We start from the raw sequence: 9,731 nt of genomic DNA on the forward strand, positions 1-9,731 counted from the left end.
CGCGCGGCTCCGCCAGGGAAATCAGTGACGTACGCCGGTATCTTCGTCGCCGTCGATAATGTCGCCATCTTCGTCGTCATCTTCGTCTTCGGCGTCGGGATCTTCAAAGTAGGTGCCCCAGCCGTCGTAGTCGACGTTATATTTACCTACCAGATTAACCAGCTGCTCTACCTGCGCGTCGATCAGCTCAGGCTTCAGCGCCGACTCGCTCAGGATATCGACGCACATCACCGTAGTGCCGTCCTCCAGCTCCAGCTCTTCCGGCTCGGTCACTTCATAACCCAGCTTGAACGCGTCGACCGCCGCTTTTTCCAGCGAGTCGAAGTTGTTGCAGGAGAGATGATGTTCAATGGTATAGAGCGCATCCGGATCGCTGCCGTCTTCCAGCAGCTCATCAATGATCAGGCGTGTCTCTTCACGCTGCTCTTCCAGCAATGCTTCATATGCCATGGCGAATTCCCCTCAGTGTTCGGCAATAAACAAGTATTTTCCCACACTGCCCAGCGCGCCACTACTCAAAACGGAAAGTTTCTTTACGCTGGGGTTGAAAATGAATATTCATACGTTTAAATTGAATTTTCATTCAACCGGAATGGATGCACTGGAGCCCGTTATGAGTCAGCTTTATCAACGCCACTTCCTTCGGCTGCTGGATTTCACCCCGGCCGATATCACTTCCCTGCTCGACCTCGCCGCTGAATTAAAACACGCTAAAAAAAACGGTAACGAAACGCCGCGCCTGAAAGGCAAAAACATCGCGCTCATCTTCGAAAAAGACTCGACCCGTACCCGATGCTCTTTCGAAGTTGCCGCATACGATCAGGGCGCTAACGTTACTTACCTTGGCCCGAGCGGCAGCCAGATCGGCCATAAAGAGTCGATGAAGGATACCGCGCGCGTGCTGGGCCGCATGTATGACGGCATCCAGTATCGCGGTTACGGCCAGGCGCTGGTGGAGACGCTGGCGGAATTTGCCGGGGTGCCGGTATGGAACGGCCTGACCACTGAGTTTCATCCTACTCAGCTGCTGGCTGACCTGCTCACGATGCGGGAGCACCTGCCGGGCAAAGCGCTGCATGAGATGACGCTGGTCTACGTCGGCGACGCGCGCAACAACATGGGCAACAGTATGCTGGAAGCCGCGGCGGTAACCGGTCTGGATCTGCGTCTGGTCGCGCCAAAGGGCTGCTGGCCGGAGCAGGGTCTGGTTGAGGCCTGCCGCCAGGCGGCGCAGAAAACCGGCGGTAAAATCACGCTGACCGAAGATATCGCCGAAGGCGTTAAGGGCGCGGACTTTATCTATACCGATGTCTGGGTCTCTATGGGCGAGGCGAAAGCGGTATGGGAAGAGCGCATCGCGCTGCTGCGCAGTTATCAGGTGAATCAGGCGATGCTGCAGCTGACCGGCAATCCGCAGGTGAAATTCCTGCACTGTCTGCCGGCGTTTCATGACGATCAGACCACGCTGGGCCGCCAGATGGCCGAACAGTATGGCTTGCACGACGGTATGGAAGTCAGCAACGAGGTTTTTGAATCAGAGCACAGCATCGTGTTCGACCAGGCGGAAAACCGTATGCACACCATTAAAGCAGTCATGGTGGCGACGCTTAGCCAGGCATAAGTCAGCAGGCGCTCCGCAAACGTTTTCCCTTGATGCAAAATGCCGGACGGGTATAATGCGCCCCAATTTGCCGGAGGAAGCATGCAACAGCGCAGCGTAAACATTCACGCGACATCACGCCTGAACGCAGGCGGCGCCCCTGTTTTTTCCGTCATCAACCCGATCGTAAAAAAAGCCCCTTAAGCAGGGGCTTTTTTTTGTCCGCAATTCGGTAGCGCAGAGGAGCGAGCTATGGCTAACCCGTTATATCGCAAGCACATTATTTCCATTAACGATCTCAGCCGCGACGAACTGGAGCTGGTGCTGCACACCGCCGCGCGACTGAAAGCCAGTCCGCAGCCGGAGCTGCTAAAGCATAAGGTTATCGCCAGCTGCTTCTTTGAAGCCTCAACGCGCACGCGCCTGTCGTTTGAAACGGCTATTCATCGTCTTGGCGCGTCGGTAGTGGGTTTTGCCGACGGCAGCAATACCTCGCTCGGCAAGAAGGGCGAAACCCTGGCGGATACGATTTCCGTTATCGGCACCTACGTCGACGCCATCGTGATGCGTCATCCACAGGAGGGCGCGGCGCGCCTCGCCACTGAATTTTCCGGCGGCGTGCCAATTCTCAACGCTGGGGACGGCGCCAACCAGCATCCGACGCAGACGCTGCTGGATCTCTTCACCATCCGCGAAACGCAGAGCCGCCTGGATAACCTGAGCATCGCCATGGTCGGCGACCTGAAATATGGCCGCACGGTGCACTCACTGACGCAGGCGCTGGCGAAGTTTGACGGCAATCGCTTCTACTTTATCGCGCCCGACGCGCTGGCGATGCCCGCCTATATCACCGATATGCTGGACGAACGCGGCATCGTCTGGTCACGCCACGACAGCATCGAGGCGGTGATCCCGCACGCCGATATTCTCTATATGACCCGCGTGCAGAAAGAGCGTCTCGACCCGTCCGAATACGCCAACGTTAAGGCACAGTTTATCCTGCGCGCGGCGGATCTGGCTGGCGCGCGCGACAATATGAAAGTGCTGCATCCACTGCCGCGCGTTGACGAGATCGCCACCGACGTGGATAAAACGCCCTACGCCTGGTATTTCCAGCAGGCGGGCAACGGCATCTTCGCGCGTCAGGCTCTGCTGGCGCTGGTACTCAACAGCGAACAGGATCTGTAAGGAGCAATCGCCATGACTCACGACAACAAACTGCAGGTAGAAGCGATCAAGCGCGGTACGGTCATTGACCATATTCCGGCGCAGGTCGGGTTTAAATTGCTGTCGCTGTTTCGCCTCACCGAAACCGACCAGCGCATCACTATCGGCCTTAACCTCCCTTCCGGCGAGATGGGCCGCAAGGATCTGATTAAGATTGAAAATACCTTTCTTACCGAGGATCAGATCAACCAGCTGGCGGTCTATGCGCCGCACGCAACGGTCAACCGTATCGACGACTACGAAGTGGTCGCAAAAATCGCGCCGACGCTGCCGGAGCGCATTGAGCGCGTGCTGACCTGTCCAAACGGCAACTGCATCAGCCGCAGCGAGCCGGTTTTCTCCAGCTTCGCGGTGAAAAAACGCGACGAAGAGGTGCAGCTGACCTGCAAATACTGCGAGAAAGCCTTTGCCCACCACGTGGTGCTCGGTCACTGGTAATCGCCCTGCCCGCCCCTATAATGGGGCGATGTTTCTCGCCAGCGGCGGCACGCCGCCGCTGCGTCACTCTTAAGGAGCAAGTATGTCTCGCGAAATCAGTACGGAAAAAGCGCCAGCGGCGATCGGGCCTTATGTGCAGGGCGTCGATCTGGGCAATATGATCATCACCTCCGGCCAGATCCCGGTCGATCCGGCGACCGGCGCGGTGCCGGAAGCGATCGACGCGCAGGCGCGTCAGTCGCTGGAAAATGTGAAAGCGATCGTCGAAGCGGCTGGCCTGCAGGTCGGCGACATCGTGAAAACCACGGTGTTCGTTAAAGACCTCAACGACTTCGCTACCGTTAACGCTACCTATGAAGCCTTCTTCACCGAGCATAACGCCAGCTTTCCGGCGCGTTCCTGCGTAGAAGTTGCCCGTCTGCCGAAAGACGTGAAGATCGAGATCGAAGCGATCGCCCTGCGCCGCTAACGATCGGCTGCGCGCGGCGACCGCAGCGCGCAGTTTGTTTGCCCCTCTCCTTTCCACCATTTCTACGCAAATTTTCCTCTTCGCCTGGCTTTGCGCCGTGACCTTCTCTTCTTTGTTTCAGGTCAAAACAGCTGCGATTAAATTATCCCCGCATCCATATGTAGTGGTTAAAATCCACCTGAGCACAACATATAGGGAATGGAGAGAGCATGGCAAAGGTAGTGGTGAAGCGCGACGGCTGTCGCTCGGCGTTTGACGCCGCGAGAATTGAGGCGGCAGTGTTGGCGGCGGCGCGTGCGGCGCAGGTCGAAGATACGCAGTGGTGCGCCACGGTCGCCCGATGCGTCAGCGAGAAACTGGCCGACCGTGTTGAAGTCGATATTCGTGATATTCAGTTCGCGGTTGAAGAGACGCTGATGGGCGGCCCTTACCCTCAGCTGGCGCGCGCCTATATCGAATACCGTCACGATCGCGACGTAGCGCGCGAGCAGCGCGGCAAGCTGCATCACGCTATTCGCGGCCTGGTCGATCAAACCAACGCGGCGCTGCTTAACGAAAACGCCAACAAAGACAGCAAAGTGATCCCAACGCAGCGCGACCTGCTGGCGGGGATCGTGGCGAAGCACTATGCGCAGCAGCAGCTTCTGCCGCGCGACGTGGTGCAGGCGCACGAGCGCGGTGAAATCCACTACCACGATCTCGACTATTCCCCCTTCTTTCCGATGTTCAACTGTATGCTGATCGATCTGAAAGGGATGCTGACCAACGGCTTTAAAATGGGCAACGCCGAGATCGAGCCGCCGAAATCGATCGCCACCGCCACCGCGGTAACCGCGCAGATCATCGCGCAGGTCGCCAGCCATATTTACGGCGGCACCACCATCAACCGCATCGACGAGGTGCTGGAACCCTTTGTGCTGCTCAGCATGGAGAAGCATCGCGCCATCGCCGCCGAATGGCAGATTGCCGATGTGGATGCCTACGCGCGGGCGCGCACCGAGAAAGAGTGCTACGACGCCTTCCAGTCGCTGGAGTATGAGGTCAACACGCTGCACACCGCCAACGGCCAGACGCCGTTCGTCACCTTCGGCTTCGGGCTCGGCACCAGCTGGGCGGCGCGGCTTATCCAGCAGTCGATCCTGCGCAACCGCATCGCCGGACTGGGCAAAAACCATAAAACCGCGGTCTTTCCCAAACTGGTATTCGCTATCCGCGAAGGGCTGAATCGCCGTCCGGGCGATATCAATTACGATATCAAGCAGCTGGCGCTGGAGTGCGCCAGCAAGCGCATGTATCCCGATATCCTTAACTACGACCAGGTGGTAAAAGTCACCGGCTCCTTTAAAACGCCGATGGGCTGCCGCAGCTTTCTTGGCGTCTATGAGGAGAATGGCGTCGAAATTCATGACGGCCGCAACAATCTGGGCGTGATCAGCCTCAATCTGCCGCGCATCGCGCTGGAGGCGCAGGGCGACGAGGCGCGATTCTGGACGCTGCTCGACGAGCGACTGGCGCTGGCGAAGCGCGCGCTGATGACGCGTATCGCCAGGCTGGAGAAAACCAAAGCGCGCGTGGCGCCCATTCTCTATATGGAGGGCGCCTGCGGCATACGTCTCAATGCCGATGACGAGGTAGGGCCGATTTTCCGCAACGGCCGCGCCTCCCTTTCGCTGGGCTTTATCGGCCTGCATGAAACCCTTAACGCCCTGAGCGGCGGCGCACGCCATCCCTATGACGATCCTGCGCTGCGCGCCAAAGGGATCGAGATTATCTCTCGTCTGCGCGCCGCAGCCGACGCCTGGAAAGCGGAAACCGGCTACGGCTTTAGCCTCTACAGTACGCCGAGCGAAAATCTTTGCGACCGCTTCTGCCGCCTCGACGCCGCACAGTTCGGCGTAGTGCCTGGCGTAACCGATAAAGGCTACTACACCAACAGCTTCCATCTCGACGTCGAGAAGAAAGTTAACCCCTATGAGAAGATCGACTTCGAAGCGCCCTATCCGTCGCTGACGAACGGCGGCTTCATCTGCTACGGCGAGTACCCTAACGTGCAGCACAACCTCAAGGCGCTGGAGGATGTGTGGGACTACAGCTACGATCGTGTGCCCTATTACGGCACCAATACGCCGATAGACGAATGCTACGAGTGCGGCTTTACCGGCGAGTTCAGCTGCACCAGCCGCGGTTTTACCTGCCCGAACTGCGGCAATCACGACCCGGCGCGCGTGTCGGTGACGCGCCGCGTCTGCGGCTATCTCGGCAGCCCCGACGCGCGACCGTTTAACGCGGGCAAGCAGGAAGAGGTGCAGCGGCGGGTCAAACATCTGGAGAGCGGGCCGCTGGGATGATGCGCTTTCATCGCTATTATGAGGTCGATATCGTTAACGGCCCCGGCACGCGCTGCACGCTGTTCGTGGCCGGATGCGAACACCAGTGTCGCGGCTGCTACAACCAGAGCACCTGGCGACTCGACTCCGGCGCCCCTTTTACGCTGGAGATGGAGGAGCGCCTGATCGCCGATCTTCAGGACACCCGCATTCCGCGTCAGGGGCTCTCCCTGAGCGGCGGCGATCCGCTGCATCCGCATAACGTACCCTATATCCGCCAGCTGGTGAAACGCGTGCGCGCAGAGTGTCCAGGTAAAGATATCTGGCTCTGGACCGGCTATCAGCGCGCCGAGTTAAGCGGTTCCCAGCGTGAGGTGCTGCACTATATTGATGTGCTGATCGACGGGCGCTTTGTAGAAGAGGAAAAAGACGCCACGCTGCTGTGGCGCGGCAGCCGCAATCAGGTTATCTGGGATCTGCGTAAAGAGCGCGGCTAGCGTGGGATTTGACCCGATTCGATAATCTCCACGCTGTCGCCGCCGGGCTGAAAGGCGCGCGCGAGCATGCACTCTGCCACCGCCTGCGCGGAGACCGAGCGCCAGTTGCCTGGCAATAGCCCAAACAGCGGCGCCATCAGGCTTTCGCCGGTACGCTGGCGCGTGCGTTCGCCCAGCAGCAGAGAGGGACGGACCAGCGTCAGGCGAGGCCAGCCCTGATGGCGCAGCGCCGCCTCCATCTCGCCTTTTACCCGGTTATAGAAAAAAGGCGAATGGCGATTCGCGCCGTGGGCGCTGACGGCCACCATCTGTTTTGCGCCCAGCCGCAGGCCGTTCAGGCCGGTATCTACCACCAGCGTATAGTCAACGTGCAGAAACGCCTCTTTACTGCCCGCCTCTTTCCGCGTGGTGCCGAGACAGCAAAACACGCTGTCGATGGCGACGTTAAGCGGACGCAGCACGTCGGTCAGATCCGCCTCGACCAGATTTACCACCTTGTTCATCGGCGGCAGCGGACGACGCGTCGGCGCGATAATTTCGTCAACGCGCGTATCCGCCACCAGCAAACGCAGCAGATGCGCGCCCACCAGGCCCGTCGCGCCAGTCAGTAATACACGATGCATCTCGCCTCCCGCTAACCTGTTGCCATTACTCTGAAATATAGTCAGCTTTGGCCGCCCGGCTTGCATTTTCAGCACAAACAACCAGGCTTAACCTGTTCACCAGGAGAGCGCATCGTGCGCAAATCATCATGAGGAGGGGAAAATGAGCAAGAAGATTGCGGTACTGATTACCGATGAATTTGAAGACTCAGAATTTACCTCACCGGCTGACGCTTACAAGCAGGCGGGCTTTGAGGTGGTCACCATCGAGAAAGAGGCGGGTAAAACCGTTACCGGCAAACAGGGCGAAGCGCAGGTGAAGATTGACCGCGCCATTGACGAAGTAAGCCCGGCCGAATTTGACGCGCTGCTGCTGCCCGGTGGTCATTCGCCCGATTCGCTGCGCGGCGACGACCGTTTTGTCGCCTTTACCAAAGAGTTTGTTGCCAGCGGCAAGCCGATTTTTGCTATCTGCCACGGCCCGCAGCTGCTGATCAGCGCGAACGGCGTGCGCGGCCGCAAAATGACCTGCGTGAAGGCGATTGCTATCGACCTGCGCAACGCCGGCGCAGACTTCTATGATGAAGAGGTGATCGTGGATGACGATCGTCTCGTTACCAGCCGTACGCCGGACGATCTGCCCGCCTTTAACCGCGAGTCTCTGCGTATTCTGCAGGCGTCGTAATGCGCTGTTCCCTTTCCCTTAGGGGAAAGGGATTTCACTCTCTTCCCGCCGCCAGACGATTTTTTTACCAAAGCCCAGCGCATTATCGGTCATCTTGATCTCATCCAGCCGGATCTCCCACAGCGGCGCAGAGACTTTGCGCGCCACAGGAAAACGTTTCTGATAGACCATGCGCGCCTGCACTTCCGCTGCGTCCTCAAGCCGCGCGATTTTCCCGCGATACTGCACGCCTTTAATCAACAGCACAGTTTTCGGCTGACCATTTACGGTGCCCGCTACCTGCGGATTCGCCTGCAGCAGCGTGCCATGACGCGTATCAGGCTCGGTCATCAGCCAGAATGCCATGCTGGCTTCGTCAAAGACGTAAAAACAGTTGGCGCACCAGAGATCGTCGCCGGCCTGACAACAGAGAGAGAGCACATGCTGCTTTTTCAGGTAGCGCACCAGATGAGAATGGTCAGACACGTTCTATTGCTCCGTGCAAAAATCGCCGGATAGCCGCCGCGTCGCTGGCGCGCTACACTGCCCGGCAGTAAAGATTCAGGGATTCAGATTATGAATAAGGCGTGGCAGCTCTATATCGTCCAGACCGCGGCGGGCGTGCTCTACACCGGCATTACCACCGATGTGACGCGGCGCGTAGAGCAGCATGAAAGCGGACGCGGCGCGCGCGCCCTGCGCGGCAAAGGCCCGCTGGCGCTGGTCTATCGCTGCGACGCTGGCGACCGCGCCGCGGCGTCGCGGCTGGAATACCAGGTCAAACAGCTCAGCCGCCAGCAGAAGCTGCGGCTGGTGGCGCAACAGCCGGGCTGCCTCGCCAGCTGGCTTACGCAAGCCGGTTAAACGGCTCGGCAAAATCGATCTGACCTTCCGCGCCAACAAAAGCGTCATCCGCCAGTCGGTAGACCTGGAACGCCGCTTCGGCGCCAGGCCAGCGGCACTGCAGCCCGTGACGCGCCGCAGGTTCAAAGCCAAAGCGGTTGTAATAGGCGGGATCGCCTACCACCACCACCGCGCTGTAGCCGAACTCATTCAGCGTATCCAGCCCGGCGTAGATCAGCTGCTCGCCGATTTTCTGCCCGCGCACGCTCTCATCTACCGCCAGCGGCGCCAGGCCGACCCAGTTGCGGTCTTCGCCCTGCAAGGTCACCGGACTGAACGCGGCGTAGCCCAGCACCTGGCCTTCGTCGTCCGTCGCCACCACGCCCAGCGTCAATAATCCATCTTCCCGCAGCTGTTGAACCAGTTCCGCTTCCGCTTCGGTCTTGAAGCTGCGCCGTAACAAGCTGTCGATGCTTGCCGCATCCAACCCTATTTCTGTGCGAATTAACATACACTCTCCGCGCGCGCCTGTGCGGCCTTCGCGTCCTGTTTCATTCCCGCCTCAACAAACGCAGCCAGCTGCTGCAGTCCCGTGCGCAACGCCGTGGGCATGGCCTCAAGTTCCAGAGCATCCATCAGGTTTTTCACCTCCAGTCCCAGCTCCGTGTCGCCTTCGATCAGCAGACGACGCTGGAAAAACAACATATCCGGATCCGCTTTACGAGCGGCGACCAGCAGCAGATCGTTAGCATTGCCGCGAAACCAGACGTCCGCTTCTGCATGCTGTACGACCTTTAGCTGGCCCTCTTCAATGGTGGTAATCCAGCGCAAACCCACATCCGCGATCTCAATACCCAGATGACGCGCCTGCAGAAAGTCTAACTCACCTTCCGCTAAAGCATGGCGAAATTGCCAGTTTAAGAGTTGTTGCAGAAAGGCCTTTTTTAACGGGAACGGTGTCAGAAAAATCGGTAAGGCGAGGAATCCTGGGCCTTTTTTCACTAACTCAGCACGTAACTGCTCGAACACGGGCGTCTCTCCCTCTAGAAAATTTCAGGTATATT

The 9,731-nt window shown here is 58.8% G+C and carries 13 protein-coding genes; 8 read left to right on the plus strand and 5 right to left on the minus strand.

Annotated features, from left to right (window positions below):
* Positions 1 to 21: 21 nt before the first annotated feature.
* A complete protein-coding gene (gene rraB, locus B3797_RS04955) occupies positions 22 to 450 on the minus strand; it encodes a ribonuclease E inhibitor RraB (protein ID WP_048781961.1) in 429 nt (142 codons plus the stop codon).
* A gap of 163 nt (positions 451 to 613) precedes the next feature.
* Here rraB and argF point away from each other — a divergent pair, with 163 nt between their 5' ends.
* The 6 genes from argF (at position 614) to nrdG (ending at position 6,558) form a co-directional block, all read left to right on the plus strand.
* Positions 614 to 1,621, plus strand: a complete 1,008-nt coding sequence (gene argF / locus B3797_RS04960) for an ornithine carbamoyltransferase (protein WP_311790557.1) — start codon at positions 614 to 616, stop codon at positions 1,619 to 1,621.
* A gap of 231 nt (positions 1,622 to 1,852) precedes the next feature.
* Positions 1,853 to 2,788 (plus strand): aspartate carbamoyltransferase, encoded by a 936-nt coding sequence (gene pyrB / locus B3797_RS04965; RefSeq protein WP_120455450.1) that lies wholly within the window; start codon positions 1,853 to 1,855, stop codon positions 2,786 to 2,788.
* Positions 2,789 to 2,800: 12 nt separating this feature from the next.
* Positions 2,801 to 3,265, plus strand: coding sequence for an aspartate carbamoyltransferase regulatory subunit (pyrI, locus tag B3797_RS04970; protein ID WP_120455449.1), 465 nt, complete (start codon positions 2,801 to 2,803; stop codon positions 3,263 to 3,265).
* 82 nt (positions 3,266 to 3,347) lie between these two features.
* Entirely contained in the window at positions 3,348 to 3,734 is a 387-nt protein-coding gene (ridA, locus tag B3797_RS04975; RefSeq protein WP_311783203.1) for a 2-iminobutanoate/2-iminopropanoate deaminase, read from the plus strand.
* A 209-nt stretch (positions 3,735 to 3,943) separates the two neighbouring features.
* On the plus strand, positions 3,944 to 6,082 hold the full coding sequence (gene nrdD, locus B3797_RS04980; protein WP_311790558.1) for an anaerobic ribonucleoside-triphosphate reductase: 2,139 nt from the start codon (positions 3,944 to 3,946) through the stop codon (positions 6,080 to 6,082).
* Positions 6,082 to 6,558: an anaerobic ribonucleoside-triphosphate reductase-activating protein gene (nrdG, locus tag B3797_RS04985; RefSeq protein WP_311790594.1), complete on the plus strand. Its 477-nt coding sequence runs from the start codon at positions 6,082 to 6,084 to the stop codon at positions 6,556 to 6,558. Before nrdD ends, nrdG begins: the two co-directional genes overlap by 1 nt.
* Here nrdG and B3797_RS04990 read toward each other — a convergent pair.
* Positions 6,555 to 7,181 (minus strand): NAD(P)H-binding protein, encoded by a 627-nt coding sequence (locus tag B3797_RS04990; RefSeq protein WP_311790559.1) that lies wholly within the window; start codon positions 7,179 to 7,181, stop codon positions 6,555 to 6,557. The two genes, nrdG and B3797_RS04990, sit on opposite strands and share 4 nt — an antisense overlap.
* A gap of 142 nt (positions 7,182 to 7,323) precedes the next feature.
* Between B3797_RS04990 and B3797_RS04995 the strand changes: the two genes are divergently transcribed.
* The gene (locus B3797_RS04995) at positions 7,324 to 7,845 is read left to right on the plus strand and encodes a type 1 glutamine amidotransferase domain-containing protein (protein ID WP_120455440.1); all 522 of its coding nucleotides are present in this window, start codon (positions 7,324 to 7,326) and stop codon (positions 7,843 to 7,845) included.
* Between the two features lie 18 nt (positions 7,846 to 7,863).
* On the opposite strand, the gene B3797_RS05000 is transcribed toward B3797_RS04995, so the two are convergent.
* Positions 7,864 to 8,310 (minus strand): YhbP family protein, encoded by a 447-nt coding sequence (locus B3797_RS05000; protein ID WP_311790560.1) that lies wholly within the window; start codon positions 8,308 to 8,310, stop codon positions 7,864 to 7,866.
* A 90-nt stretch (positions 8,311 to 8,400) separates the two neighbouring features.
* Between B3797_RS05000 and B3797_RS05005 the strand changes: the two genes are divergently transcribed.
* Positions 8,401 to 8,688, plus strand: a complete 288-nt coding sequence (locus tag B3797_RS05005; protein ID WP_311783207.1) for a GIY-YIG nuclease family protein — start codon at positions 8,401 to 8,403, stop codon at positions 8,686 to 8,688.
* Here the strand turns inward: B3797_RS05005 and B3797_RS05010 are convergent.
* Together B3797_RS05010 and ubiT are read right to left on the minus strand one after the other, a co-directional pair.
* Positions 8,672 to 9,178: an N-acetyltransferase gene (locus tag B3797_RS05010; RefSeq protein WP_311783208.1), complete on the minus strand. Its 507-nt coding sequence runs from the start codon at positions 9,176 to 9,178 to the stop codon at positions 8,672 to 8,674. The two genes, B3797_RS05005 and B3797_RS05010, sit on opposite strands and share 17 nt — an antisense overlap.
* Positions 9,172 to 9,696 (minus strand): ubiquinone anaerobic biosynthesis accessory factor UbiT, encoded by a 525-nt coding sequence (gene ubiT / locus B3797_RS05015; RefSeq protein WP_311790561.1) that lies wholly within the window; start codon positions 9,694 to 9,696, stop codon positions 9,172 to 9,174. The genes B3797_RS05010 and ubiT overlap by 7 nt, the downstream gene beginning before the upstream one ends.
* Between the last annotated feature and the right edge of the window lie 35 nt (positions 9,697 to 9,731).

This window comes from Pantoea sp. UBA5923 (assembly GCF_002431095.1).
Taxonomy (GTDB): Bacteria; Pseudomonadota; Gammaproteobacteria; order Enterobacterales; family Enterobacteriaceae; genus Pantoea; species Pantoea piersonii.